We start from the raw sequence: 26,093 nt of genomic DNA on the forward strand, positions 1-26,093 counted from the left end.
GAGCCCGTCCGGGGCGCAGAAGCGCGGACAGTCCGCAGGCTTCACGGCAAATGCGTTCCGGATGGGGCGTGTTGTGAGGAGACGATTCCATCGGCGAGGGGGCGGGCAGCGGACAAACTGTCCTGAGCGATCTTCCGCACACCTCTTGACCACATGCCGCGCGACATGTAATGAACATGCCGATGCGACTGATTGGACATCTACGCCGATAGGTCCCATTTCACCGAGATCCGCATCACCTTGAGTGGCCCAGGCGCACCTGGCGGGTCTCAGCCACGCAGTGGCGTGGAAGTGAACTCTTTCCGCAGCTCATCGCGAGGCTGGACATCGTACGTACGCTGGGCGGAGTGCTCCGTCGCGAAGGGACTGTTCCACCCATGAGTGAAAACCTGACGCTGGGAGACCGTCTCCGTATCGCCCGAAAGACACGGAAGCTGTCTGCCGCCCAACTGGCACACAAAGTCGCGATCTCACCCAGCTACGTACAGAAGCTCGAGTCTGGTGTGCGCAAGCCATCACCGTCTCTTGTCCTGGCGCTCGCCAAGGCGCTTCATTTTGGTCCGGAGGTCCTCACCGGGCAGCCGTACTACGGTGAACCCGAGGCCGAAGACAGCGTGCACGCCGTGATACCTGAGCTGCGCAGGATCATGCTGTGCTACGACACCCCCGAAGACCTGGAGATCGCACCCAGGCCCCTGCCCGTGCTCGCCTCCGAGATGGACCAGGTGGCCGCTCTCCGTCGGGATGCGCGCTATGCACCCATGGGCCCCCTCCTGCCAGCAGTCATCACCGAGCTAACGCACATCGCCCTGGAGGGCCGCAACGGCGAGCGGGAGAAGGCGTACGGCCACCTTGCTCGCGCCTACCGAGCAGTGAACTCCCTTGCCCACAAGCTGGGCCACCATGACCTGTCCAGCACCGCGCTGGAACGCGTTCGCTGGGCCGCGGACCGATCAGGCGATCCCTTGTTGCAGTTCACCGCCGGCTACCTCGTCGTGGGCGCGATGCTGCGGCAGGGAGCCTACGCGGCGGGACGCCGCAAGCTGTTGGCACTGCGCCATGAGCTCGAGCGGATGCAACCCGAGCACTCGTACACCAACGACGCCCTCGCCATCGATGGTGCCCTCCTGCTGAAGCTGGCCGTACTGGAAGCTCGGGAGAACAATGCGGACCGCGCCGACGCGTACCTCCGCGAGGCAGAGAACGTCGCGCGCATGGCTGGCAACCGCGACTCCCTCGCGTACGAGATGTCATTCGGACCCACGAACATCCGCATCCACGAGGTGCACACCCTGATCGACATGGGGGACGTGGAGCAGGCACTCGCACGTCTCACCCAGTGGTCCGACACCCCGGGCCAGGATTGGACGCCACCGCCCTCGACTGTGGGGGAACGGTCCAGCCACCACTTCATTGACGTGGCCTCGGCGAAGCTGGCCGTAGGTGACAGGCGTGGCGCATTCGCAGACCTCGGGCGAGCGCGGAAGGTTGCCCCGAACCACACCCGATTCCACCCTTCGGCCCGGGAAACCTCAGCCGCCCTTCTGCGCATGGACACACATCCGTCCAACGAGCTGGCGGCTTTCGGAAGGTGGGCTGGCGTTACCACAGCCTAGAGTTCCCGTACGGCGTTTCCGTGCACTCGTCCGCAGACAATCTGTCCGTGCACGGCACTGGCCACGTGGAATGGTCTCCTCACCAGCCTTTGTGAGGAGACCATTTCATGTCCGTGGACCGTCCCCCTTCCCCCGGGATCCCGCCGCGATGGATGCCGATCGGCGACGACCCCGACGTCTGCCCGGTCGGACAGTGGTGGGACGTCGTTCGAGTATCCGAAGTCGTCGGCCGCCGCGCCATCGAGATCCTCCAGGCGGAGGGTGAGCCCGTAGGACCGGTGGTGCTCAGCGACGAGGGCACCGAGCTGCGCATGTGCATCCTGGTTCCCATTGGAACGGCCGTGACCTGGCAGGAGCCTGACACTGTGGCCCTTGGGTCGCGATGCCACCTCGTCGTGCCCCCTGTTGACGCCACCGCTCCGCCCGGCCTGCACTGGCACGTATTGCCCGCCAGCCCTCGACTCCTGACGCGACCGACGGCCCTGAGCAGGGCGATTGGCCGGGCGCGCAGGGAGGAGCGCGGAGCTTCCGGTACCGCGTAGCGCCTCTCCGCATTTCCCTCGCCCTATTGCCTGTCGCCATCACCGCGCTTCTGGCCCGGTCGGCACAAAGCAGTTCTGTCGCGGCAGCGCCGCACCGGTCCCGGGCTGTGGGAGCGCTTGTCCTCTGGAGAGCTTCCCGTGGTCGTTAACGTCTCCGCCGTTGTGCTGCTCGCGATTCTGGTCATCCTGCTCGTCAAGAAGGGCGGGCTGAATGCCGGACACGCCATCGTGTGCACCTTGCTGGGCTTCTACCTGGCGAGTTCCTCAGTCGCGCCGGCGATCTCCGAGCTCGCGGCGAACCTCGCGCGCCTGATCAGCGGGATCAAGTTCTAGACCGGATGCCAGCACTCGGCAGCTACTCCGGCCTGACAGCAACCCCCTGCCCGCCCCCATCGCTCCCCCGCTTCCGAGGAGTCATCCGATGACCGAAGAATCCATGACGCTCCGCTACGGTGTGGCTGAGCGCGTCAGGCGTCCACCTTCCCTGTCCCAGACCGCAGACGTTGACCGCTTAGCCTGCGAGACGTGCTGATGCGCCCGGTTTACCACCCCGCCGGCACGGACGAAGCGCTCGCCTTCGCATTGGTCGAGGTACAGGCAGGCAGGTGGCGGCCAGCGCGTGATTTGCTGGCGTCAACTGGTGGGCAGTGGGGGCTGCGGACGTCGCGAACGCAGGTTCTAGCAGTCGCCGCCGCCCGTTCCGACGTGGTGGGTGTGTGGTTGGCGGAGGAGCCGACCAGCTACGACGCCCAGGTGATGCGTGCCCGGGTGGCGGTGGAGCGAGCCGTTCGGGCCCATCACCAGCAGCATGCAAGCGCTGCGGCGCTGGAGGATGCAGCGCGGCATGCGGCCCTACTGGCAGCGCACCGGGAGCCGCAGGATCCGGTGCCGTGGGTGTGCTTGCTCGCCCTCGCCCAGCTCGACGGGCACCAGATGCGACGGGAGCATCGTGAGGTCTCGGCAGAGCCGATGCTGCCGACCGGGCCATGGGGGCTGCTGCACGGGGTGAACCAGCGCGACCCGTACAACCGGGAGGCGTACCACCGGGTGCTGCAGTTCATGCTGGCTCGCTCGGCTCCCCCGGCCGCCTCGCTCGCCGCGGTGTTCGACTTCGGCCGATGGGTGGCCTCGTGGTCGCCGACTGGTTCCCCGTTGCTGCTGTTGCCGCTGTACGCGCTCGTCGAGCAGTGCCGGCAGCAGTCCCTCCAGCGCCGTGCCGATCCGCTGTGGCGTCGGCAGTGGGCACAGGAGCCGACGATCACATACACGATCAAGGCGTTCCACCACTGGTTCAAGCAGAAGGGCCAAGGCCCGCTGTCAGTAACGGACCTGCACCACCTCGCGTACGCCTTGTGGGCCGGCCACCGGTTCGTGGAGGCCGCCGAGGTGTTCACGGCCGCGGGCACCTACGCGTCGCGCGAGCCGTGGGCATCCGTCCACGAAGACCCGAACCATCCGGACGGCGGTGAGGTTCTGCTGCTGCGGGCACGCCGGGAGTCCCTGTCCTTCGCACGCACCCACGCTTCTCGCGCCGAACCGGTGCGCTGACCATCGAACACAGCCCACATTTGGCATGCACCTGACTTTTCTGCACTCGTTCCACCCATTCCATGGAGGATGTCCAGTGTTACGAACACGCCCGACTCGCCGCGCGGCGGAGGCCCAGTCAGATGACGCGTTCCTTCGGGAACTCGGCTACGAGCCGGTGCTGGCCCGCCGCATGGGGCCCTTCGGCAACTTCGCCATCAGCTTCTCGGTGATCTCCGTGCTGAGCGGCTGCATGACCCTGTACGGCTTCGGTCTCGCGACGGGGGGTCCGGCCGTGATGCTGTGGGGCTGGGTCGGCGTCGGCGCGATGGTGATGCTCGTGGGCGCGGGTCTGGCCGAGGTCACCTCCGCCTACCCGACCTCGGGTGCCCTCTACTACCAGGCTGAGCAGCTCGGTGGCCGCAAGTGGGGCTGGTACACCGGCTGGCTCAACCTGCTGGGCCTGCTCGGTGCGATTGCCGGCATCGACTATGGTGCCGCGCTGTTCACCGGCGCGTTCCTGAACCTGCAGTTCGGGTTCGTCCCGACGCCGGGCAAGATCATGGCGATCTACTTCTGCATCCTCGCGCTGCACGCCACCCTCAACCTCTTCGGTGTCCGGCTGGTGAGCATCTTGAACTCGATCAGCGTGTGGTGGCACCTGGGCGGGGTGGCCGTGATCGTCGGGACGCTGGCCATCGTCCCGTCGCACCACCAATCCCCGTCCTTCGTCTTCGGGGAGTTCGTCAACAACACCGGCTGGTCCAGCTCGCTGTACGTCGTGCTGATCGGGCTGTTGCTCGCCCAGTACACCTTCAGCGGGTACGACGCCTCCGCGCACCTGTCGGAGGAGACCACCAACGCGCAGGTCTCCGCCTCCCGCGGCATCGTGCGGGCGATCGGCTGGTCGTGGCTGGCCGGGTTCGTGCTGCTGGCCGGGCTGACCTTCGCGATCCAGGACTATGCCGGCACCCAGGCCACCGCGACCGGGGTGCCGCCGGCGCAGATCTTCCTCGACGCCCTCGGTGGCGCCGGCGCGAAGGCCCTGCTGCTGGTGGTGATCGTCGCGCAGCTGTTCTGTGGCAACGCCGAGACGGCCGCCGCCAGCCGGATGGTGTTCGCTTTCTCCCGGGACGGCGCGCTGCCCGGATCGCGGCTGTGGCGTCACGTCGATGCCCGCACCGGCACTCCGACCCGCGCCGTGTGGCTGGCGGTCGGCGTGGCGGCGGTCCTGGCGCTGCCGTCGCTGTACAGCCCGACCGCGTACGCCGCCGTCACCGCGATCAACGTCATCGGGATCACCCCCGCGTACGCGATCCCGATCTATCTGCGGATCCGCAACCGTCACCGCTTCCAGCCCGGCCCGTGGAACCTGGGCCGCTGGGGCGTGCCCGTCGGCGTGGTCGCCGTGGCCTGGGTGGTTCTGGTGACCGTGCTGTTCTGCCTGCCCCAGAGCCGCCCGGAGGCCGGACTCGTCTCCGTGACGACGTTCAACTACGCGCCCATCGCCCTGCTGGTCGTCCTGGCACTGGCCGCCCTGTGGTGGCGGAAGTCCGGGCGTGACTACAAGGTGCCGACCGCGTCCGCCGACGCCGGCTCGGACATGGCCAAGATCCAGGACGAGGTGGTGTGATGACGTCCCAGCCCACCGCTGCCGAAGCGGCATCACGCCCGAGCGGCACGGTTCAGCGCGACGCCGGGACTACGTCGACCTCCCGGCAGCGGCCGGCCCGCGCGTTCAACGTCGACGAACTGCGGAAGGCTGTCGGCGCCGGACTGATCGACACGGTGCTCCTCGCGGTACCGGACCTGCAGGGCCGCCTCAAGGGCAAGCGGTACGGTGCGCGGCACTTCCTCAACCGGGTACTCGACGGCGGCGCCGAGATGTGCGCCTACATCCTGGCCACCGACGCCGACATGACGCCGTCCGACGGCTTCGCGCTCACGTCCTGGGCGAGCGGGTACGAGGACCTGACCGTCGTACCGGATCCCTCAACGCTGCGGATCCTGCCGTGGATGCCACGCACCGCGCTCGTCCTCGGCAACGCCGTCGACCTCGACGAGGATCCCATCGAGGTCGCACCCCGGCAGATCCTGCGCCACCAGCTGACCCGCCTGGCCGCCCATGGACTGCACGCCCAGGCCGGGCTGGAGACCGAGTTCATGCTCTACCGCGGCAACCACACCCCGGATGCCCGAGTCGGCCACGGGGGACTCGTACCCGTGACCGAGGAGAACCTGGACTACGCCCTCGACCACACCCCGGAGACCGACGGGTTCTTCCGGCGCCTCCAGGGCTCGCTGGCCAAAGCGGCCATGCCAGTGGAGGCGGTCAAGACGGAAGGCGCGCCCGGCCAGGTGGAGGTCACCTTCCCCTACGGTCCCGCGCTGACCGCGTGCGACAACCACCTCGTCTTCAAGCACGCGGTACGCACCCTGGCCGGCCGCTCCGGCATGACGGCCACCTTCATGGCCTCCCCCCAGACCGGCCTGGTCAGCGGCCTGCACCTGCACGTCTCCCTCATGCGCAGCGGCAACCCCATGGTCGCCGATCCGGACGGGCGGCTCTCGGAGATTGGCGAGCAGGCCGTTGCCGGGCTCCTGGCCGCCCTGCCCGGGCTCGCCCCGCTGTACGCGCCGAACACCAACTCGTACAAGCGCTACGTGCCCAGCTCGTTCGCCCCCACCCGCATGACGTGGGGCTGGGACAACCGGACGTGCGCGGTACGCCTCGTCGGCCACGGAACGGGTCTGCACCTGGAGGTCCGCGTACCGGGAGCGGACGCCAACCCCTACCTCGCCCTGTCCGCAGCCCTCGCGGCAATCACCCACGGCATCGAACGGCAACTCATCCCGCCGGCGCCCTGCACGGCCAACGCCTACGAGGCCGCCGACGCACCCCTGCTGCCCCTGACCCTCGGCCAGGCCCGCTCCGCCTTCCGGCACAGCCCCGTTGCCCAGGAAGCCTTCGGCAAGGGGGTGGTCGACCACTATGCCCACCTCGCGCAGCTCGAACTCGACCACCACCGCGGCACTGTCACCGACGCGGAGCAGACCCGCTGGTTCACCCGCGCCTGACCGCGCGCCACCGAGACCAAGCCCCGGCCGGGAGAGTTCCCCCCTCGGCCGGGGCCTGCCCAACCAGGATGCCGAGCCACCACCACGACGGAAGGCCCCGCCCCATGTCCGCACGGCCCGCGATGGCCGCCTCTCATCCGACCCCCGCGCAGGTGAAGATCGCCGGAACGCTCGCCCAGGGCATGAGCACCGCCAAGGCGGCGGCTGAACTCGGCCTGTCAGAGGGCACCATCGCGATCCAGATGTCGCACGGCAACCGGCGGGCCGGCGTACGGCACCGCCACGCTCTGCTCCACGCCTGCTACGTCACCGAACAGTTGCCCCGACCAGAACAGACGGGGCAAGCGCCCGGCGGCGTCGACGACACCGAGATCAAGATCCTCTGGTCCCTCGCCCTGGACGGCACGTACGCCGAGATCGCCCAGCACGTCGGCCTGTCTCACGACGCGATGAAGAAGAGGATCCGGGCGCTCCGAAGGCGTTGGGGGGCCGTCCACGACCCACATCTGATCACGCTCGGCTGGCAGTTCGGGGTGCTCGACGCATCCAACGGAACCGGTGGGCGCAACGTCGCGTGACCGGACTCCGGCGGCGCTGTGACCGCTGGCAAGCTACACCCCCACACAGCGCGACAACTTCGCACCCGCCCCACCACCCCACGTGATCTACGTGGGGTGGCTGGCCAATCTGAAGGGCGAACCGGCATGACCGACATCCCCGTGAGGATCGAAGACCTCCGGGCGCACTACAACCAGCGCCGCATGCACTCCCCGTCCAGGAGGCAGAGACCGTCATGGGGGAAATGAACTGCGAGGGCGAGATGACGGCAGAGGTGCTGGCCGACCGGTACGGCATCGAGGCCGCGTCCGTCGAGCAAGTCCCGATGGGCACCGACACCGTCAACTGGCGCGTGGTTACGTCCAGCGGGCATCGGTTCTACGTCAAGGAGTACCCGGCGACGGCCGATCTGGAAGCGGTCCGAACGACATGGGACATGTCGGAATTCTGCCGGGCTGCTCGGCTGCCGGTCCCGCGGGTGTGGCCCGATCTGGACGGCAATCTGCTCAGCATGGCCGACGGTAACCCGTGGGCCGTGGTCGAGGAGGCCCCGGGGAAGGTCGCGACGTCCGCGATGACGGTGGCGCTCGCGGAGCACACCGGCATGGTCCTGGGCCGGATGCACCGGGTCCTGGCCGCCTACCCGCTCCCCCGGCGCCGCCAGCACGTGCGATGGCGCACGGGGTCCGTCGAAGATGCCCTGGCCAAGTGCGACACGGTCCTGGACACCGCCCGCCGCCAGCAGGCCGACAACCTCGACCAGCTGCGAGGCCAGATCGCCCAGCGGCGCGAGGACCTGCGCACCCAGGTCGGCCGGCTGAGGTCCCACCTGCCCGAGGACTTCGTCGAGCATGCTCTGCACGCCGATTTCAGTCGCACGAACCTGCTCGTCCAAGCCGATGCGGTCACCGGCGTCATCGACTTCCGAGCCGCCAGAGCGGTGCCTGCCTGGGAGCTCGGGCGGGCGGCGTGCGACCCGCGCACCCTCGCCAATTCCGACCACTGGGCCGATTGCGTGCTGGCGATGGCAGCCGCCTACCGATCCGAGAACCCGACCCTGCCCGTTGCCGAAATTCGGCATTGCGCGCGGATCGCGCTGCTGTACATGTTGTTCAGTTTCTATGGCGCCACCACCGCCGAGTACGACCTCCCGAACGAGGCCGAGGCGGACCTGCGGCGGTACTGGTTGGAGCGGCAGACAAGCATCCGGCGGCTGATCGAGGGCCTGGCGGATCTCGAAGACGCACTGGCCGGACCCTCATGACCAAACGCCCGGAGGCCCCCTGCTGCTACTCACCGTCCTGATAGAGAACACCTGCGAAGGCGGCCACGACCGATGGCCTCTCCTCACCGCACCACCAGACCGTACGCGCCGAGCAGGACCTCGACATGGAAGCCCTGCTCGCCCCGTCCCGAAGCGGACTGGGCACCGGCGTCCTCTACCGCCGCGCGACCCTGGGCCGGCGCCGCTACTGGAACACCGACTACACGGCCGATGAAACCCACCACGGCCTCGGCACCGCCGGCTTCGACATACCCGGCCTGCCCGTAGATGACGCTCACACCTCCTCTGGAAAAGACCCTGGTGCAAGCCCAACACCAGGGCCGGCTCAGCAAATCAGAGCAGCTATACGACAGCGTGGTCACCGCGCTCGCAGCAGTCCCGGACACCGACGAAGACATCTGCCGGGTGCTGCACGGCTTCGTGCTGACGCCGTACGGCCTCGACCGGCACGCCGAGGGCGAGTACCACCTGCGTCGAGCTCTGACGGGCCGGGGCGAGGCGCTCGGCCCGAGCGCGCCGGAGACCATCGACCCTGACCAGCGACCCACGGCCGCCGAGGTGGCCGCATGGTCACGCTGAGGAGGCTGACCCTCGACGACGCTCCCGCCGTGGCACGTATCTACAGCGGGGCCTCGGTCCGCTTCACACACGGCGCGGACTACCGGACGACGATCGAGGACGCCGCCGTGCGCCTGAAGAAGATCCACGACCAGGATCACGCCGTCCCCCGCAGCCACTGGAACCTCGGTATCACCGTGGCTGGCGACCTGATCGGCGTCATCAAATCTCGCAAGCGCAGCCCCGACTTGGCCACGCTCAGCTACATCCTGCGCGAGGACACCTGGGGCCACGGCCACGCCACCGACGCCGTACGGCAGTTCGTCCCGCTCGTCTTCGCCGAAGCCGCAGTGACACGTCTGGAAGCCAAACACCACCCCGACAACCCTGCCTCCGGCCGCGTCCTGGCCAAGACCGGGTTCATCCGACTCGGCGTACACGAGGGCTACAGCGAGTACCGGATCAGTCTGCCGTCGCCGTAACGGGAAGATCCGTTGACCTGAATTGCCCTTCCGGCCCATGGGATGAGCGGATCTACTCGATCCCCCTCAGATCCTCAACCCCATGGGCCGACACGGCAGGACGTCAGCCCCTGCGGCCAACTTCCACAACTCCCATTGTTCGATCAGGGGTTATTTCGACAAGGACTCGTTCGGGATCCTCAGCCGGCACGCGACCGTACCGCGCGGCATAGCTCGCCACCGCATCCGCTATCCGCTCCGACTCGGTAACGACCTGCGCCACGCCTTCAAGTGTTACCCAACGCGGACCATCCACCTGCGAAACAGCCACCCGGGCTTCCCCCGGCAACGCAGAGAGAATGTTCGCGACCTTAACGCTCGACTTCTTCGTGATGACACGAGCAATCCCGGACGCGTGATCGTAGGTCACGCCGACCGGAACGACATGCGGCCTGCCATCCGGCCTGAGAGTAGTGAGCGTGGCGAGATGGTATTCCGAAAGGAACTTGGCGAAACTCTCGGTCTCGCTGATAGCCGTAGTCATGCGAGGAAGGGTAGCCATGCGACTGGAATCTCGTCTGCGACCCATCTCACGCAAACCAAGATCAATAAAAATAAGGGATCAACTGTAATGATTCGGACAGATGGGCCGTAAAGGTCAGACCGCATACGCCGCGAGAAGAAGAATTGGTCCCGCAAGTCCCCCAATCCACACAGGCAGGTCTACGCGGGTATACCACCGAGAATTTGAGCCTGCGCGCGCGGCTAGATCCACCACGTTTGACCGCACGTCGACCTACCGTGCGGTAGATCACGGAACTCCCCCACTTTTCGATCATGAACCCTGACGTAGTGTCGGATAGGCAACCGGAACGCGGGACTCCGGCTGGGTGCTTTTCATTACCCATTCGACTAGTTGAATGGAGAACAGCCCCTACTGCATTGTTGGGCTGCATCCGCAGGCGAAGCACCTACGGACCAGCCCGGCTCTTCCGGTACAGCCGGAACCTCCAGGGAACAGAGTCAAGACTCGGTTACCAACCCCGCAGTCTGCCCACTTGACCAAGTGGCAGACGGCACTCAGTTGCATTGCGTCGCGAATCCTTACGACCCATTCCCGATCCGATGCCAACTGAGCAGTATCTTTTGGGGATTGGTCGCGCATGGCCTTCTAGGGTCGCGCGACCGCTGGACTTGAGGAAGCCGCATGTGGGGAATCGGGGCTACGGCCCCCCAAAGTCAACCCGCAGTTGCGGGGCCACGTGCCTGGTCGTGGAAGAACATCAGCCGCATGGATCTTCGGGGGCGCCAGTCGCGCGCTCGCACCGGTCGATCAGCGGATCGGGACCTGCAGCGCCGGATCCGCCGGACGATGCAGGAGCTCGGGGTCCAGCCGCCACTCGTTGTGGACGAGCTGCGTGAGGCCCTCTCGGTCAGGCGCGGCCGACCCATCGTGCTGCGTGCTGCGCCGCTACCGATGCCGGGGCCGCTAGGCATGTGGGTCGACACCGTGCACGGCGACCTCATCGTCTATCAGGAGCACACGAGCAAACTGCACCAGGACCACATCATCCTGCACGAGCTCTGCCACGTGATCGCGGATGACAAAGGCAGCCCCACGGACTGGGGATCGCTGGTACCGGGCGTCGACCGCCGGGAGGTTCGACGCGTGCTCAACCGCTGCTCTTACGACGATGCGGCGGAGTGCCGCGTGGAGACAGCGGCAACGATCATTATGGAGTGGGCCTCCGTGCTGGACCGGGTGGAGCCCGCGCCGGCACAGGACCTGGCAGCGCGCCGGGTCAACAAGGCCCTTGGGGACCGCCGGGGGTGGCTGTGATGTCTTTGATCTTCCTTGTCCTTCTCGGGGCGGCGATCAGCTGGAAGGTCTTCCAGCTGATCCGCGCTCCGAAGGACGGTGCGCTGCGGTCGGTGACGCTGTGCCTGGTGTGCGCGGCTCTCTCGTATCCGCTGGCCATGCCCGGTGGCGCGTCCGGCGTCGACACGGTGGCCGGGCACGGCGCGGCAAAGCTCGGGCAGAACTTGCTGCTGCTGGGCACCATGTACTTCCTGATGTGCTTCTACCTGTACTCGGCCTCGGAGCACGGGGCGAGTAGGCGCCGGGCCCGGGTGGAGGCCGCGGTCGTCCTGGTGGTGGCTGCCGTAATCACGGTGGCCGCGACCACCGTGCCGCACGAGACGTTCTCCGGGAGCTTCTCGACCGCAGACATGACCGTCCCGCAGCTGGCCGTGTTCTACGGCGTGGCCGGCCTGTACCTGATGTACTCCCTGGCCGCCGCCGGGGTCTGGACGGTCCAGTACGCGCGGATGTCCCCCCGGCCCCATGCCACGGGGCTGTGGATTGCCGCCGTCGGCCTCCTCGCGATGGCTCTGGCTTGCGCGGTCCGGGCCGTATTCGTACTCGTGCGCTGGGCCGGCGGGGTCGTGCCGCACTCGGTCATGGCAGCGGTGGCGATATTGCTGGTGCTCGCCATCCTCTCGTTCGTGACCGGGGTGTCCTACTCCGCCGCCCGCAGCCGCCTCGCGGCACTCCGCCTGTGGTGGGAGCACCGACGTGGACACCACCGGCTGGCGCCCCTGTGGGAGCTGCTGGCCGCCCGGTTCCCGGAGGTCGTACTGCAGGGAGCGCCGTCCCGGCTGGAGCGGTGGGGCGTGCGTGGCGTACACCGCCGCTACCACCGCCGTGTTGTCGAATGTCGTGACGGCCTGGTCCGTATCAGCCCCTACCTGGGCGATCTGGAAACGGAGGAACTCATGGCCATGAGCCCTGACCTCCTGGCCGAACGGCTGCGTACCGCAGCCCAGGGCCCGAAGGCGGCAGAAGCCCAGCCGGTAGTTGCCCTCGCGGTACCCCAGCGCAACGACCGCAACGCCGACGCCGTGCACCTGTTCGCCCTGTCTGACGCGCTGCGCACCGCTGCGTGACCCTCTCACCCCTCGGAAAGCGAGTTCCCATGCTGATCACCGCCGGACGCCTCCTGACCGGAGACGCCGAGATCACCGACGGTGCCGTGCTGGTACAGGGCGAGACCATCGTCGCCGTCGGCCCCCGCGCACAGGTGGAGGCCCAAGCTGAAGCGGCCGTCGAGCGCCTGGAGTTCCCGGACTCAACCATCGTCCCCGGTCTCATCGACGCCCACGTGCACTTGGTGTTCGATGCCGGGGCCGACCCGGTCGCAACGATGCAGGAGACCAGCGACGAAGACCTGCTGGCCGGCATGCGCAAGCGAGCCGAGCAGCTCCTGGCCACCGGCGTCACCACCGCACGCGACCTCGGCGACCGAGGGGGCCTCGCCCTGCGTCTGGCTCGCGAGATCGCCGAGGGACGTTCATCCGGTCCGCGGATCATCGGGGCTGGCGCCCCCGTCACTCCGGTTGGTGGTCACTGTTGGTTCCTCGGCGGAGAGGTCTCGGACGCCGATGGTGCGCGGGCCCTGGTCCAGCGCAACCTCGCTGCCGGTGCCCGCGTCGTCAAGGTCATGGCCGGTGGCGGCGGACTCACCAAAGGCGGCGCCGCCAGCTGGCAGTCCCAGTTCGGCGCGGAGGAGCTCGCCGTCGTCGTGCAGGAGGCGCACGCCGCCGGTGTCAAGGTGGCCGCACACGCCCACGGCACTCAGGCCATCGCCGACGCCGTCACCGCCGGCGTCGACAGCATCGAGCACTGCACGTGGATGACCGAGGACGGCTTCGACCTGCGCAGTGACGTCCTCGACCAGATCATCGAGCAGGGCATCCACGTGTGCCCGGCGGTCAGCCCGCACTGGCAGATGCTGCCCCGATTCTTCGGGGAGGAGAAGGCGAAGACCATGTTCGACCTCGTGCGTCAGATGGCCGAGGCAGGCGTGCGTCTGATCGCCGGCACCGATGCCGGGGTTCAGCGTGCCGGGTTCGACGGCCTCGGCCAGGCCCTCTCCTTCTATGAACACCTCGGGGTCCCGCGCGAGCAGATCCTCGCCATGGCTACCACCGAGGCTGCCATGGCCCTCGGGGTAGACCAGGAGACTGGGCGCCTGGCGCCCGGCTACGCCGCCGACATCCTCGTCGTGGATGGAGACCCGTTGGCAGACCTGTCCGCGCTGAGCAAGCCGCAGGCCGTCTTCGCCCGCGGGAAGCAACACGATCCGGCCCGCTGACGTGCTCTCTCCCTGTTCCCGGCTAACAGTCGCTCTCTGCCGGGACCAGGGCGGGCCTGCCGGACCGCTCGGCAGGCCAACGAGCAGGATTCGGGGCGGGGATTTCAGCCCAGGAACAGGGCAAGGGTGGACAGCACGGTCTGGATGCCGTCCATCGTGCCCGAGTGGCCCTCCAACCAGCCCCTGATCCTCTCGCCGGCCCGGCGGCGCTCCACGATGTCTTCGGAGCTGCTCTCGAGGACTTCGACCTCGTGGATGAATTCGTCCTGGTCGACATCGAGCGCGGGGGCAAAGGTGCGGAGCTGCTGTACGAGTGCGGTGATCTCGTCCGGGCGGAGGCCGATGTTCTGGGTGACGTGCTGACCCTGCGCCGCAGTGGAACCGGCGTAGTTGTATTGGTTGAACGTCGGTCCCTGGGCGTTCTGGTTGGTCACGTAGTCGGTCGCCTTCTTTCCGGAGCGGGCACAGGCCTTGCCGTGCGCGGTGAGCTTCAGTCGGGTGGGTCGCCCCGTGGGCGGATTCAGATCGGCTAGCCCATGAGCTGCGAGATCCCGGGCCGCGTCGATGACGGTGTCAACGTTGTGGAGCTCGCCCAGGTAGTACGTCGTGGCCACAAACCGTTGAAGGTCGAGTTCCATGCGGGGCGAACCCCATGCTCTGGTCACGAGCTCGTTGAAGGCGTGGTCGTGGCGAGCCCCTTCGTGGAGGCGGTCGCAAGCGATGCGGTCCGCCTCCAGCAGCCCCAGCGCAGTGAGTTGGAGTGTGATGCTGCTGCGCATCGTGGGAATGATGTTGATCTGCCGTCTTCCCTTGAGCAGTTCGGCCGCCGCGACTGCTGACGGATACAACGGGCTGTCTCGCTCCGCGAACTCGGCAATGCTCACGTACCCCGTGGTGGAGCCGGCTACTCGCTTGGTCAGCCACATCAGGAGGATCACTGCGGCATCGTCGGCCGCTAGGCCGACAAAGGAGTTCTCAGGCCCACTCACGGCAGGGTCCGGAACGTGAAGCATGTCGACCTGGGGCTGGGCTGGGCGAGCCTCTCGCGCCGGGCGGCCGGGCTCGGCAAGGTGTGCTGTGACGACCGCGATGTACTCGACGAGGGTGGAGACGCCTTTGTACCGACGGATCTCGCGGCTTAGATCTCGATACCAGTTCCCCTGACCGTCATTGCCACTGGCTCTTCCCCACCAGGTGGCGGGCTCGCCGTCGAGAATCGCCGGCAGCCAGGACCTGACGAACTCGGGCCGCTCAGGGAAGGCCTGCAGGAGGTCTCTGGAGGTGACTCGGGGCGGCTGGCTGTCGTGGCCAGATGTCGGCGGAGTCCGCTGCAGAGCCACCAGGTGCGGCAGGACGCGGAGGAACCGGGGGGCGATCGTGCTGTTCAGCTCGTCCACGTGCAGCGCTGCGGCAATCGTCAGGGAGACCCGCTCCTCCTCGGCGATGTGATGCCGGATACCGCGGGTGAGCCCGTAGGAGGTCGGCCCGCTGCCGATCCGGGGCAGAGAGCGAATCAGCTCCCCGGCGTCGAGATCCATCCCGTCGAGGGCGTGAACGACCCAATGCCAGGTGGGCCAAGTGCCGTCATTCTGGAGCAGGTACTGGTGGGCCATGGTCCGAAGCAGGCTGACCTGGTCTTGGTGCAGCGGGGCTGTCAGCTCGGTCACGCGGTTCTCAGCCTCTCACCAGCCAGGGACGTTCCGGGTTCGTCACGGTACCGGCCCCGCTAGTGGGGGCACCGACGAAACCCCCGCCCCGTGCAACACTCAGGTTAGGAGAGGGGGGCTGGCCGAGTACGTCGCTCAGGACGGGCCGACCATCAAAGCCTTGTTCTTACGACTGTTGTCCGGCTTGGCGACGGACAACGTCGTGCGGGAACGCCCCCAGGCCAACGGGCAGCTCCGGGGCCAGCTCACAAGGGGCCCGTCGTGCACCGCGACCTTGTCGGCGGCGTGTTGGTCCACCGCGAGGCGAAGGCGCGCGGGTGGGTCTGTAGCAGCTCCTGCTGGGTTCGCGGAACTTCGCCTTGCCAGGCCGCCGCTTCGTCCACGAGTCGGACGGCGCCTTCTCTGTCGGCGCTCGGGCTTCCCGGCAGTCGCCGACGGGTGCGCCGGCGTGCGGGCGAAGCTCCTGCAGCAGGTTCGATGAGCTTCGCGTCGGCGCGCCCGGCAGCTCGGGGAGGCTGCCGGGTTTGAACGGCGAGTGCGGCACTGCGGGGGAAATCCCTCTACTCTCCTCTGGTTGGTCTGGTCCCTGTCGTTGACTGCCATACCGAAACGAGCGGCCGGGAACAACAGCTCGAAGAGGGATGAGGGCGTGTATGGGCAGGCCGCCCAAGGCTCGGGAATTGTATGACGAGTTGCGGACTCTGGAGGCGAAGGCCAAGGCAGCTCGCAGGCGGACGGGGCGGAGTTATTCTCGCCGTGAGGTCGGGCGGCTCGCCGGTGGCCGGGGTTCGTCGGTGGACAGGCGCCTTGGGGAGTGGCTGCACGCGGAATGGGACAAGGCAAAGACGCCGGACTCCAGCAGCGACGAGCACTTGATCGCCGTGGTCAGGCTGTGGAGCAAGTGGGCTGGTGAGCGATGCGATGAGAGCCGGTGGCGCACCCTGCTGGACGAGGCACAGCCGCCCCGGAATCCGCCGCGACGTTCGGAGACCGTTCTTGTCGGGGCGGCGGTGCTGGACCGGATGGCCGATGCGGGTCGGCAGCGGATGGTGAGCAGATGGATCGCGGCAGGCGCCGAGCCCAAGGATGCGGCCGACTGTGCTGACGACCTCTCGCTGGGAAATCCTCGGGTGTGGTGGAGCCGTCTTCCCGAGACCGGGTTCGCGGTGCTCGAAGGTGATCTCGGATCGGGCAAGTCGCTGAGCCTGGAGCGGCTGCACGCCGCCGACATCGCCGCGGCCCGGACCGATCCGCGGGCCGCGATCCCTGTGTTCCTTTCCGCCCGGCAGGTCCTGGCGGATCTGCCGCAGGAGGTGGAGGAGGCCGCGGCTCCGGTGGGTGATCCCGCGCTTCGCCCGGTACGGCTTGTGCTGGACGGCTTGGACGAGCCCGGTCCAACCCGGGGCGAGGACCTATTGGCCCAGGCACAGAGCCTGGCCGTCCTGCAACCGTCGTGGCGGGTCATCGTCACCGTCCGTCGTGGTTTCCGCCTCACCGGTGTGCCCGACGACGAGCGGCACGTGTGCCCTGCCCTGTCGCCGGAGGCGGCCGACGTCCTGATCGCGCGGCTGGGCGGGCGTGCGGGAGCGCTGGATGGGGTGAGCACGGAGGCCGGTCAGGCGCTGCGGCGCCCTCTGTTCGCGGTGATCGCCGCGGCGCTGCAGCGTGAGGACCGTCGTCTTCCCGCCCGGCCGGTGGCGTTCCTGCAGGCGCTGGCCGAACGCGGTGTCCGGCTCTCCGGTGCGCCCGAGCCGCAGGCACGGCGGCTGCTGACCCGGCTCGCCGTGGCCTCGCTTGCCGCGGGCGGGCGGGCGCCGGCCGCACAGGTGGGCGATGCCGACAGCCTCGATACGCTCCGTGCCAGCCGTCTCGTCGTGGTCCGGGGGCGGACGGTGGAGTTCGCGCTGCCCGTGCTGGAGCAGTACTTCGCCGGCCAGGCCGTGCTCGCCGGTGAACTCCCGGATACGGTCCTGGGGGATCCTGACCAGCTGGCGGTGTGGCGGGGCGGGCTTGCCATGGCGGTCGCGGACGGCAGCTGGGACCAGGGCAGCGATCTCATCCAGCGGATCGCTGCACGCTGGCCGGGGGCGGCGGCATGGGCTGTCCACGAGGCCGTTCCCGGCCATCGTGACCTGGTGGCTGCTGATCCAGGGGCCCAGCCGCTTCCCCGTCTTGCGCGGGCGGAGACCGTCCGTCGCATGCAGCAGGCCTGGGACACCTGGACGGATCGGCTGGCACCCGCCTCCGGCCTCCTCTACAGCCGCGGCGGTCCGCTGACGGTTGACGCCCGCTGGGACGACGGCCGGCTGAGCGCCCAGTTGCTGCCCCGCAGCGGAGCAGACACCCCCGCGCTGCAGATCCCCTTCGAGCACCGGGGCCTTGAACGCGACCGACGGATCAGGCCCGTACAACCGTGGTACGGGCTCGTGGCCGCCGACCACGAAGCCTGGCCCTGGCACTGGGCCCTCGGCCTGATCGCCGACCGCGTCACCGACCTGTGCACGGACAAGGATCTACCACTGTCCGACTGCCGTCCGCACACCGCCGAACGCCTCTACCTCACCGCGAAGGCTTTGCTCGGCCGACCCGAACGCGATCATGCCCCGCTGCCAGCCGAGGATGCCCTCGCCGTCATCCGCGCTCGACTCCACAGAAGCCCCGACGCAGTTCGCATCGGCCACAATGGCCGGCTCGTCACCACCCCCGCCGAGCTGCGCCACCTCCAGGAGACGCTGGAACGCGGCAGCGCGGTGGGCCCGGACGGGATGCTGCACCGCCCCTATCCGGTGCCCGACCGCGGCAGTGAGTGGATCTGGAACGCCTACTCGCCGCCGCAGTTCCATCGCCTGGCCTGCCAGGTCCTCACCGCCGCGGTCGAGATCTACCGCGCCCTGGTGCGGGCCTGGTTCCCCTTGCTGCACGACACACTGGGTCTGACCGCCTCTGCGGCACAGATCACCGGGGCCCTCCACACGCCCGCCGACCCGGACGAACCTCCCTCACTGCTGCTGAGTCTGCGCGAACGCACTGTGCCCGGAGCGCCGTTGGTCGACGTGGCTCTGGTCCAAGGCGACGATCGCCCCGCAGTCCCCGCGAGAAGGCGCAGCGGAGTGGGACAGGCTGGGCCGGTGTCGTGCTGGGCGCGCCCGTACACCGAGCCTGCGGTGTCCGAGCCGGAGCTGTACGGGGACACACCGGCGATCGACTACGCCTATGGCTGGCTCCACGATGATCTCGCCCGGCTTCATCTCGCCGACCCGCCGCGCTGGCCGGGCGGCCTGTGACACCAGGAGGGCAGGCGGGCACCGCCTTCGCCAGCCTGTCGGTGGTCTTCTTCACTGGTGTGCGGGGCCCGGGGGCTGCTGCCCGTAGGCGTCTTCGATGGCTCCGGCGTTGATCAGGGCGCGCTGCAGCGTCTCGTGTCCAGCGCTGTCCTGGGCCGGGATGCGGGCGAGCAGGCCGACTGCGGGGTGGATGATGTCGGCGCGGAGGAAACCGTGTGCGGGGGCGGTGGTTAGGGCTGCCGTGGCGATGAGGGACACGGACGGGCTGGAGGGGTGCGGACGGCACGTTCGGCTACCCGGTAGGGGCTTCGAGCCGGCTGCTGGCGGGTGGTGCGGTCGGTCAGCTCCAGCCAGGTGTTCTCTTCAAGGGTGTCGGCGTAGGCGAAGCGGCTGGCTCCGTGCAGGCCAGGGGCCGGGCTCGTCGAGGCGGGCGAGGCGGTAGAGCAGGGTGGAGTCATCCCGACCGCGGCGCCGAGCCGACCGGCCTGCCTGCCTGCCTGCCTGCCTGGCAGAGGGCCGGGCACGCAGGCGGACTTTTCTCCGGTGCGGCGGCCGGTCGGCGACGTCTGCCGTGTCAGGACGCGGTTGCCTCGGTGAGACGTTTTGCTGCGTCACGGGCCACTTGCAGCCCGAGCCGTCGGACTTCACCGAGCGGTGGGTACATGGAGTCGGGGTCGATCCCCTCCCCGGCCAGGCGCTCCAGGAGGTCGGGCTTCCACGACGAGCTGACACGCAGCGTCCAGCCCGTCGCGGACCAGTGCATGTTCGGCTTGCCCTTGACGCTGTTGAGGAAGTTGACGCCCAGGGTCGAGATGTCGGGGTACTGGTCTCCCGGAATGTTGAGTCCGTCGATCCGATAGGACCGCCCGCCGTATCGCCGGTTGAGGCCTCCGACGAGAAAACGCCCGCGCTGCGCCTGCATCCGGGGATCGAGTGGGGCCTGGTCGATCACGGCGACCTGCTGGGTCCACTCGCCCTTCGCGCGACGCCGTCCGTGCGTGGCATCGGCCCACTCCAGCGTCTGCTGGGAGAAGTCGATCGTGTCCACCCGCCGTGCGGCATCGCGGTGCAGGTGGAGCATGAACAGGCGTCCGTCGACGCCGTGCTGCTGGTCGACCGCGAAGAAGAGCGCTTCCAGGGGAGACTCGGAGACGTCGATGAGCCGGGTGGGAATGCCGTGGTGCTGCAGAACGGCAAGGAGCTGCCCGTCCGTCATGAGCCGTCCGATGCCCTCGCGCCTCATGGCGTCGATGACCGCGCGTTCCGTTGCCGCCATCACGTGCTCGTCCACCTGGTTGGGGATACCGGCCTCCGGTGCGGCGGGGCGTGCGCGGCAGACACGGTAAAGGCTGGAGGACAGGCCGTACTCGGTACTGGGCTGCCCGCGGAAGAAGACGTCCTCGCCCGGTGTCAGCGGCCACTCGTGCGAGGCCAGCCGGTCAGCGCCGCCGGCCTTCACCCACTCCCACAGCGCCTCGGCGGAGATGATGCCCAGGCGGCAGTTGGAATCGCGTTCGTCGAAGTACTGCGCGGCAAGACCCATGCGCACGAACGTAGCGGGTTCGGGGACGGGCCCGGAGCGAATCCGGGCCCTTCCCCTGGGGTGGCTACCAGTGCTGCACCCACCACACAAGGCCCGTCACGCATCCCGAACCCGCCGCCCAGGCAGCCCCGTTGACGAGGCTGACGAGCGCGGCGCGGGCGAGCCGGCGAGTGATGGGCATGGGGTTGTCCATGGTTCCCCTCCTGGGTGTTCGCCCGGCCCCAGCGGCCAGGCAGGACGACCGTGCCGGGTGGGGGAAGGGGTTGTCCGAAAGGGCGGGCAGGGCGGGCAAACGCCCTCTACGCTCCTGGCCGTCGGGGGTGCCCGCTGTGCCCGGAGCGGGCAGCCGGGCACGGCGGGCACTGGGAAACAGGGGGCGGATGGAGAAGTCGGCCAAGGCCCGTGCCCTGTACGACACGCTGCGCGCGTTGGAAGAGAAGGCCAAGACCGCGCGTTGAAGGAGCGGGGAGCGGTCTTCGCGCCGCTACGTCGCCCAGCGGGGCTGGGGACGACCCCAAGTCGTTGAGCAACCGGCTGGGAGAGTGGCTCAACAAGGAGTGGGCCAAGGCAAGGACACCCGATCCCGGCAGTGAGCCCGAGCTGGTGGCCGTCGTCCAAGTGTGGAGCGAGTGGGCCGGAGAGCCCTTCGACGAGCGCCGATGGGCCACCCTGTTGGAAGAGGCCCAGGCTCCCCGTTCGGCCCCTGGTGGGTCAGCCAGCGGAATCTGGCCGTACACCCCAGATCGATCTGGCTACTTGCCGAGATCGGTCTCGGGGATCCCCTTCTGCTCCATCTCGGCGACGAAGCCGTTGATCAGGGCCATGACGTCATCCGAGAGACCTTCCTCGCCCAGTTGCCGGCCTTTGAGCCCGCGGATTTTGCCGCTCTTGACGTTGGCCAGCAGCGTTAGCCCCTCGGCTACTTGCTGGGCAACCGCCTCGCTGCTGCGGAAGAACAGGGCCGAGACGCCGAAGGCGGCCGAGAGGCCCTCCAGAACCGGCGGGGACGCTTCGGTCACCACTCCGGTTCGCAGATCACGCACGCCTGCTTCCGAAATCACGGCCGCGCCCACAAAGCCGTTGACCGCCTCGGCGACTTCAGCGTCGCCAGGGGCATCCCCTTCACCGTTCTCGAGGAGATATTGCATCTTTTCGGCCAGGGTGGTGGGCACCCCGTCGTCCGGCTCGGGTACATCCATGCCGAAGCTGCGCTGCTGCGCGGCGAGCAGGCGCTCGACGCTCACGCCGTACGCAGCCGCGAGAGGCTCGACGAACTGGCCTGACAGCCGGCGCTTGGCTCGCTCGGCGTTGGCCACCGGACCAGCCGACTTCGTTCCGAGCACCTCCGCAACTTCGTACTGGGCCAGGCCTGCGTCTGCGCGCAGGTCAGCCAGGTCCGGAAGTCCGCGACGGGGGAAGAGGTCGTCGAGCGCCTTGCCCAGGGCGCGGGCCAGGGCTGGCAGCTTCTCAGGGTCGGGCAAACTCGCGCCCTTCTCCCAGTTCGCCACCGCGCTCTTCGAGACGCCTACTGCCTCCGCGAGCTGCTCCTGGGTCACGTCAGCGGCCCGGCGCTCTGCACGGATCCGCTGTCCGTCGACTTCCCGTGTGGGCACGTACCTTCCTCCCGCTCCCCATCGGACGATGATTGAATTCAACAAAGTACAGCTTGCCCACTTGCCGGGTTCGGCAAACGCGGGATAACTTCACCTCAGCGAACGATACCGGCCGACGAGCTCGGATCCTAGCCGCACGGCACATCTTGCGTGCGGGGGAATCTGCGCTGGTCAGGGGGTGCGACGCGGAAGTGCGCGGGTTCTAGAGCCATCTCTAGACCTTGCGCGGGGGTCCGCATAGCTTGTTGCCGAACCCGCCGGGCACGAGCCCGGAGGGATGCCAGACCAGGGGGAGGATCCGTGAGGACGCAGCGCGAGCCGCACGAAAGCAGCGGCTAGGGATACAGAAACGGCGCCGGAGAGCAGCAACTCCCGACGCCGACTGTGCAGCGCAGGAAAAACAGCAACTCCTAGCGCCGAGCGCAGATCACCTCGGGCTCCAGCAAGAGCCCTTGAGGTCACCTACCTACACCGCACCGGCCCCCTTTCCACGGAACACGGTGCGGATCACTTCACGGGAGAGTCTCGCATGTCCACACCCCTGCGCGAAAGGCCGTCGGTCGAGGCCTGCGCGGAACCGCCGACCGTCCGGTCCCGCATGCTGGCGCAACGCCTGGAGCGGATGCTGCCGCAGGCCGCCCAGGTCCGCGTCAAGCTGATGGACGGCCGGACCGCCTGGCCGCACCTCGACGTCCGGGCCACGAACGCGACCGGGGACGCCGTGCGGATCAGCCGGACCCAGGCCCATGTCGCTGCCCGCTGGATCATCCGCTGCCACCCGGGCGCCGACTGGGCCCTCGCCCGGACCTTCGATCTGCGCACCGGCTCCCTGGGCGGGGGTGCTGCCTGATGGCGCGCATCCGGACCATCAAGCCGGAGTGGTTCCAGTCGGAGGCCCTAGCCAAGGTCAGCCTCCACGCCGAGCGCACCTTCCTCGGTCTCATCAGCCACGCCGACGACTCGGGGCGCCACAAGGACCTCGCGTCCCTCATCACCGGGCACGTCTGGATGGTGCGTGGGGACCCCGACGTCACCGCCGTGGAGCAGGACCTCGATGCGCTGGCCGGCGTCGGTGTCGTCTGCCGCTACATCGGATGCGACGGGAAGCCGAATCTGCACCTGGTGTCATGGGAGAAGCACCAGCGTATCGACAAGCGCTCCGCCTCCCGGCTGTCGCGCTGCCTGCTCCACCAGCAGCACCTGCAGTGCGGGGGCTGTGACTCGGACCGCTGCCCGCAGGCCGAGCGGCGCCACCCGGAACCGACTCCGCAAGGCCTCCCGGAGGACTCCGGGAAGCCTCCGGGAGGCCTCGATCCCCGGGTTTCCACCGGATCCGAGGCGGCCCTGTACCCGCGGGACATCGTCGGGGACGCGCTGCTCGCACCTGAGGCGGAGCCGTCCGCGCCGCCGGCCCGGCCGACTCTGGTCAGCTCCAAAACCGCAGGTCAGACGCCTCTCCGGGAGCCCTCCGGGAACACTCCCGGAGGGCTCCGGGAGGGGGCTGCGTCTGGATCTAGGATCTTGGATCCTGGATCTTCCCTTACGGGGCGCGAGGCGCCCGCGCCGGTCGCTCCCCCTGGTTCGGTCTCCGCCAAGGAGCTGGTGACCGAGTACGTCACCGAATGCGGGCAGCGCCCGCCGCAGAAGGTCCTGGGACACCTGGGCCGGGAGATCAAGGCCCTGCTCGACGAGGGCTTCGAGCCGGACGCGGTGCGAACCGCTCTGGGGCAGCTGCGGGCCAAGGGGCTGAACCCCTCCACCCTCGCCAGCCTGGTGAACGCGGTCGTCAACAGCTCGTCGTCCGCCTCCGGCGCGGGGCCCTGGGCCAGCGCTTCATCCGCCAGCACGCCCTACTTCAACACCACCGCCCCCGCCCCCACGACCTTCGGAGTGAGCCTGTGACCCGCACCGCCCTCAGGGAGCCCCTGCAGGCCGGCGAGCACCCGCTCGTCGCCCGGTGGCGGGACAAACTGTCCGAACGAGGCATCGACTTCGACGGACCGCAGATGCCTGACGGGCTGGACCTCCAGCCCGCCCTGGATGCCGCGCAGGCCCGGATCCCGTTCGACTACCAGGACGCCGAGGCCGACCACCCGGTCGTCGCGGCCTGGGTGGCGAAGGTCGCCGCGACTGCGGTCGCCGACAACCGCGGTGGCCGAGGCCGCCGGGCCATCAGCCACGGCCCCTCCCTGCTGCTGTGGGGGCCGACGGGAACTGGAAAGACCCGGCAGGCGTACGGGGCCATTCGGGCGCTGACGGCGGCTGGATGCGGTGTGGCCTGGGAAGCGGTCTTCACCGCGAACCTCTACGCGGAGATGCGGCCCCGGCCGGGCGTGGACCCGGAGTGGATGCTGCGCCGCTACATGCGGGCACCGGTGCTGCTGCTGGACGACCTCGGGCTGCCGAAGCACACGCCCTGGAACGAAGAGCTGACCGGGCGGCTGCTGAACTACCGCGCCGAGCGGCACCTGCCGACGATCGTCACCACGAACCTTCCGCCGATCCACACGCCGGGCATGCCCGCTCAGCAGGAAGTACTGCGCGACAAGATCGGCGACCGCGTCCTGTCGCGTCTGGCCGGCATGTGCGTCCAGGTCGAACTCAACGGCCCGGACAACCGCTACCTGCGGGCCTGACCCTCTCCCCACCCCGAACACACGGCGCGGCCTCTGCCCCCGCGCCCCTGCCCGCCTCACCGCCTGGACCCGCCACGCCACCCCGCCGCTGCCGCCGGGGACGTGGTGACCGCGCGCCGGCCGTGAGGCACATCGGAGAACCCCATGCACTACACCACCACCCCCACCACCCTGGCCAACGCCCTGCGCGGTATCGCCGACCACAGCTGGAACGAGCGCGCTCTCTGCTACGGCATGGACATCGAGGAGGCCGACAAAACGTTCTTCCCCGAGGCCAGCGCCACCGAAGACATCGAGCGGGCCAAGATGATCTGCGGCCACTGCCCGGTGCGACAGGAGTGCTTCAACGCCGCCATGGACACCGGAAGCCGCTTTGGGATCCGGGCGGGCCTGACTGAATCCGAACGCAGGAAGTACCACAAGAAGGCCTCCGAGCGCCTGGACTACCAGCGCGTAGAGGCCATCTTCCAGGGACGCGACGTCGCCCTGTCCACAACCGAGCGCGACCACGTCATCCGGAAGACCGTCCAGCTCGGGTGGAGCATCGACAAGGTGAGCAAGCTGCTGCGCACCGAGCACAGCTACACCCGCAGGCTGATGAACAAGCAGCGGGATGCCATCGCCGCGGAGCAGAAGAAGGCGGCCAAGGAGCAAGCCGCTGCCCTCACGAACGCCGAAGTGGTCAACAGCCCCAAGGCCGCGGTCCCGCCCCTGGTCGTCGACTTCAGGACGGCCGCGTGACCAACCCCGCAATGAGGGTCGCGCCGGTGAGCGCGTGGGACCGGATGGCGATCGTCGCACTGGGCACCGCCGGCTGCGCCCTGTCGTACGACGCACTCCAGCAGATGGCGGTCGCCATCCACGTCCGCGGGTTCCTCACCTACCTCTTCCCGCTCGTGGTCGACGGGTTCATCGCGTACGGCGTCCGCGCCCTGCTCGTGCTGGCCTCCGCCCCGCTGCGCGCCCGGCTCTACGTGTGGACGCTCTTCGGCACCGCGACCGCGGCCAGCATCTGGGCCAACGCGCTCCACGCGGTCCGGCTGAACCAGCAGACCGTCCTCGCCAGCGGGCTGCGCCTGGGCGACACGGTCGTCGCGGTGCTGTCCACCCTCGCGCCGCTGGCCCTCGCCGGCGCGGTCCACCTGTACATCCTCATCACCCGCCACCAGGTCGGTAGTTCCCCCCGGACCAACGAGGCGGACGAGCGGACCAAGATGCACACGGACCACGAGGCACCCTCGGAGCGGCACGTCGACTCCGAGCAGGAACGCCGGTCCGGTCCGGACCAGCAGCGGCCACGAGAAGCAGGCACCGCGGACCGGCCCAACGGGGCTGCCGGACCGGCCTCCGGCCAAGGAGTCGAACCCGGCCTTCCCAACTCCCTGAGCAGCGGTCCGGCAGCTGACCCCGGGCCAGGAGACAACCGGGCACCCGGCGAGCTGCTGCGGACCGACCTCGGGCCAGATTCCGAGGCGCCTTCGAATCGAACCAGCAGCGCCGCAGCTCGCGCCGAGCACCAGCGCGGGCCGGACCAGGCCTCCGGACCAGAGCCAGCGGGACCAACCCCGGAC

The 26,093-nt window shown here is 68.7% G+C and carries 24 protein-coding genes; 18 read left to right on the plus strand and 6 right to left on the minus strand.

Features of this window, described 5'->3' with window-relative positions; all coding sequences use genetic code 11:
* The first annotated feature begins 377 nt into the window (after positions 1-377).
* The 7 genes from ACWCP2_RS08390 to ACWCP2_RS08420 all read left to right on the plus strand — a co-directional run bounded on the left by ACWCP2_RS08390 (position 378) and on the right by ACWCP2_RS08420 (position 8,585).
* Positions 378-1,616 carry a helix-turn-helix domain-containing protein gene (locus ACWCP2_RS08390; RefSeq protein ID WP_450907799.1) on the plus strand — a complete coding sequence of 413 codons (1,239 nt, stop codon included), beginning with the start codon at positions 378-380 and terminating at the stop codon, positions 1,614-1,616.
* A gap of 680 nt (positions 1,617-2,296) precedes the next feature.
* Positions 2,297-2,491 carry a hypothetical protein gene (locus tag ACWCP2_RS08395; protein WP_450907800.1) on the plus strand — a complete coding sequence of 65 codons (195 nt, stop codon included), beginning with the start codon at positions 2,297-2,299 and terminating at the stop codon, positions 2,489-2,491.
* 198 nt (positions 2,492-2,689) lie between these two features.
* Positions 2,690-3,706 (plus strand): hypothetical protein, encoded by a 1,017-nt coding sequence (locus tag ACWCP2_RS08400; RefSeq protein WP_450907970.1) that lies wholly within the window; start codon positions 2,690-2,692, stop codon positions 3,704-3,706.
* Between the two features lie 76 nt (positions 3,707-3,782).
* Complete coding sequence (locus ACWCP2_RS08405; RefSeq protein ID WP_450907801.1) at positions 3,783-5,318, plus strand: amino acid permease; 1,536 nt, start codon at positions 3,783-3,785, stop codon at positions 5,316-5,318.
* Entirely contained in the window at positions 5,318-6,763 is a 1,446-nt protein-coding gene (locus ACWCP2_RS08410; RefSeq protein WP_450907802.1) for a glutamine synthetase family protein, read from the plus strand. The genes ACWCP2_RS08405 and ACWCP2_RS08410 overlap by 1 nt, the downstream gene beginning before the upstream one ends.
* A gap of 104 nt (positions 6,764-6,867) precedes the next feature.
* Positions 6,868-7,341 carry a hypothetical protein gene (locus ACWCP2_RS08415; RefSeq protein WP_450907803.1) on the plus strand — a complete coding sequence of 158 codons (474 nt, stop codon included), beginning with the start codon at positions 6,868-6,870 and terminating at the stop codon, positions 7,339-7,341.
* A 215-nt stretch (positions 7,342-7,556) separates the two neighbouring features.
* Complete coding sequence (locus ACWCP2_RS08420) at positions 7,557-8,585, plus strand: phosphotransferase enzyme family protein (protein WP_450907804.1); 1,029 nt, start codon at positions 7,557-7,559, stop codon at positions 8,583-8,585.
* 83 nt (positions 8,586-8,668) lie between these two features.
* Here ACWCP2_RS08420 and ACWCP2_RS08425 read toward each other — a convergent pair whose 3' ends face one another.
* Entirely contained in the window at positions 8,669-8,884 is a 216-nt protein-coding gene (locus tag ACWCP2_RS08425; protein ID WP_450907805.1) for a hypothetical protein, read from the minus strand.
* A gap of 22 nt (positions 8,885-8,906) precedes the next feature.
* On the opposite strand from ACWCP2_RS08425, the gene ACWCP2_RS08430 reads away from it, so the two are divergent.
* Positions 8,907-9,185 carry a hypothetical protein gene (locus tag ACWCP2_RS08430; RefSeq protein ID WP_450907806.1) on the plus strand — a complete coding sequence of 93 codons (279 nt, stop codon included), beginning with the start codon at positions 8,907-8,909 and terminating at the stop codon, positions 9,183-9,185.
* Entirely contained in the window at positions 9,173-9,646 is a 474-nt protein-coding gene (locus tag ACWCP2_RS08435; RefSeq protein ID WP_450907807.1) for a GNAT family N-acetyltransferase, read from the plus strand. Before ACWCP2_RS08430 ends, ACWCP2_RS08435 begins: the two co-directional genes overlap by 13 nt.
* A gap of 103 nt (positions 9,647-9,749) precedes the next feature.
* Here the strand turns inward: ACWCP2_RS08435 and ACWCP2_RS08440 are convergent, their stop codons facing one another.
* Positions 9,750-10,169, minus strand: coding sequence for a pyridoxamine 5'-phosphate oxidase family protein (locus tag ACWCP2_RS08440; protein WP_450907808.1), 420 nt, complete (start codon positions 10,167-10,169; stop codon positions 9,750-9,752).
* Positions 10,170-10,997: 828 nt separating this feature from the next.
* On the opposite strand from ACWCP2_RS08440, the gene ACWCP2_RS08445 reads away from it, so the two are divergent.
* The 3 genes from ACWCP2_RS08445 to ACWCP2_RS08455 are packed head-to-tail and all read left to right on the plus strand — an operon-like array spanning position 10,998 to position 13,779.
* Positions 10,998-11,465 carry a hypothetical protein gene (locus ACWCP2_RS08445; protein ID WP_450907809.1) on the plus strand — a complete coding sequence of 156 codons (468 nt, stop codon included), beginning with the start codon at positions 10,998-11,000 and terminating at the stop codon, positions 11,463-11,465.
* Positions 11,465-12,571 (plus strand): MAB_1171c family putative transporter, encoded by a 1,107-nt coding sequence (locus tag ACWCP2_RS08450; RefSeq protein ID WP_450907810.1) that lies wholly within the window; start codon positions 11,465-11,467, stop codon positions 12,569-12,571. Before ACWCP2_RS08445 ends, ACWCP2_RS08450 begins: the two co-directional genes overlap by 1 nt.
* A gap of 29 nt (positions 12,572-12,600) precedes the next feature.
* Positions 12,601-13,779 (plus strand): amidohydrolase family protein, encoded by a 1,179-nt coding sequence (locus ACWCP2_RS08455; protein WP_450907811.1) that lies wholly within the window; start codon positions 12,601-12,603, stop codon positions 13,777-13,779.
* 104 nt (positions 13,780-13,883) lie between these two features.
* On the opposite strand, the gene ACWCP2_RS08460 is transcribed toward ACWCP2_RS08455, so the two are convergent.
* Positions 13,884-15,446, minus strand: a complete 1,563-nt coding sequence (locus tag ACWCP2_RS08460) for a hypothetical protein (RefSeq protein WP_450907812.1) — start codon at positions 15,444-15,446, stop codon at positions 13,884-13,886.
* Between the two features lie 794 nt (positions 15,447-16,240).
* Between ACWCP2_RS08460 and ACWCP2_RS08465 the strand changes: the two genes are divergently transcribed.
* Positions 16,241-18,730 carry a hypothetical protein gene (locus tag ACWCP2_RS08465; protein WP_450907813.1) on the plus strand — a complete coding sequence of 830 codons (2,490 nt, stop codon included), beginning with the start codon at positions 16,241-16,243 and terminating at the stop codon, positions 18,728-18,730.
* 51 nt (positions 18,731-18,781) lie between these two features.
* Here ACWCP2_RS08465 and ACWCP2_RS08470 read toward each other — a convergent pair whose 3' ends face one another.
* From ACWCP2_RS08470 to ACWCP2_RS08480, 3 genes are all read right to left on the minus strand, one after another.
* Entirely contained in the window at positions 18,782-18,988 is a 207-nt protein-coding gene (locus tag ACWCP2_RS08470) for a hypothetical protein (RefSeq protein ID WP_450907814.1), read from the minus strand.
* Between the two features lie 316 nt (positions 18,989-19,304).
* On the minus strand, positions 19,305-20,273 hold the full coding sequence (locus ACWCP2_RS08475) for an FRG domain-containing protein (RefSeq protein WP_450907815.1): 969 nt from the start codon (positions 20,271-20,273) through the stop codon (positions 19,305-19,307).
* Positions 20,274-21,025: 752 nt separating this feature from the next.
* On the minus strand, positions 21,026-21,886 hold the full coding sequence (locus ACWCP2_RS08480; RefSeq protein WP_450907816.1) for a helix-turn-helix domain-containing protein: 861 nt from the start codon (positions 21,884-21,886) through the stop codon (positions 21,026-21,028).
* Between the two features lie 529 nt (positions 21,887-22,415).
* Here ACWCP2_RS08480 and ACWCP2_RS08485 point away from each other — a divergent pair.
* The 5 genes from ACWCP2_RS08485 to ACWCP2_RS08505 all read left to right on the plus strand — a co-directional run.
* Positions 22,416-22,736: a transcriptional regulator gene (locus ACWCP2_RS08485; protein ID WP_450907817.1), complete on the plus strand. Its 321-nt coding sequence runs from the start codon at positions 22,416-22,418 to the stop codon at positions 22,734-22,736.
* Positions 22,736-23,788 (plus strand): hypothetical protein, encoded by a 1,053-nt coding sequence (locus tag ACWCP2_RS08490; protein WP_450907818.1) that lies wholly within the window; start codon positions 22,736-22,738, stop codon positions 23,786-23,788. Before ACWCP2_RS08485 ends, ACWCP2_RS08490 begins: the two co-directional genes overlap by 1 nt.
* Complete coding sequence (locus ACWCP2_RS08495; RefSeq protein ID WP_450907819.1) at positions 23,785-24,522, plus strand: ATP-binding protein; 738 nt, start codon at positions 23,785-23,787, stop codon at positions 24,520-24,522. The genes ACWCP2_RS08490 and ACWCP2_RS08495 overlap by 4 nt, the downstream gene beginning before the upstream one ends.
* 144 nt (positions 24,523-24,666) lie before the next feature.
* Positions 24,667-25,263, plus strand: coding sequence for a WhiB family transcriptional regulator (locus ACWCP2_RS08500; RefSeq protein ID WP_450907820.1), 597 nt, complete (start codon positions 24,667-24,669; stop codon positions 25,261-25,263).
* Between the two features lie 11 nt (positions 25,264-25,274).
* The coding region (locus ACWCP2_RS08505; protein WP_450907971.1) for a DUF2637 domain-containing protein at positions 25,275-26,093 on the plus strand (819 nt) is incomplete at its 3' end.

This window comes from Streptomyces sp. NPDC002104 (assembly GCF_053593795.1).